Origin of the sequence: Streptomyces panaciradicis (genome assembly GCF_023516615.1) — a bacterium.
GTDB classification, from domain to species: Bacteria; Actinomycetota; Actinomycetes; order Streptomycetales; family Streptomycetaceae; genus Streptomyces; species Streptomyces panaciradicis.
In genome coordinates this window covers 1-585 of the sequence record NZ_JAMGBF010000333.1, presented here as the reverse complement: position 1 = coordinate 585, position 585 = coordinate 1, and the positions used below count along the sequence as shown (strand labels likewise).

General features: G+C 71.3%; 1 protein-coding gene. It reads right to left on the bottom strand.

Features of this window, described 5'->3' with window-relative positions:
• The coding region (locus tag M8J74_RS44230) for an IS5 family transposase (RefSeq protein WP_249841779.1) at nucleotides 1-585 on the bottom strand (585 nt) is incomplete at both ends.

Genomic DNA, 585 nt, shown 5'->3' with positions numbered 1-585 from the left:
GATCATCGACCAGCGGATGACGGCTTCGCTCGTGTCGGTGCGTCGTTCGTAGTCCCGCACCAGGCGTCGGCTGCGCAGAAACCAGGCGAAGGAGCGTTCGACGACCCAGCGGCGGGGCAGTGGCTGGAAGCCGCGGACGTCCTCGCTGCGGCGGACGATGTCGAGGACGAGCCCGAGATGCTGGGCGGTCCAGTCGGCGAGGTGGCCTGTGTAGCCGCCGTCGGCCCAGACCCGCGCCAGCCGCCGGAAACGGCCGGCCGCCGTGGGAAGAAGTGTCCGGGCGCCGTCCCGGTCGGTCACGGACGCCGGTGTGACCAGCACGGCCAGGAGAAGCCCGAGCGTGTCGGTGAGCAGGTGCCGCTTGCGGCCGTTGATCTTCTTGCCCGCATCGAAGCCCCGTGAGCCGAAGGTGACGGTGGCATCCGCCTTCACCGACTGCGAGTCCACAACCCCCGCGCTCGGCTCGGTGCTGCGGCCTTCGCCGGCGCGGACGGCTTCCCGCAGCCGGTCGTGCAGCTCGGTGACCAGTCCCGTGTCCCGCCAGCGGGCGAAGAAGGCATAGACGCGCGGCCAGGGCGGGAAGTC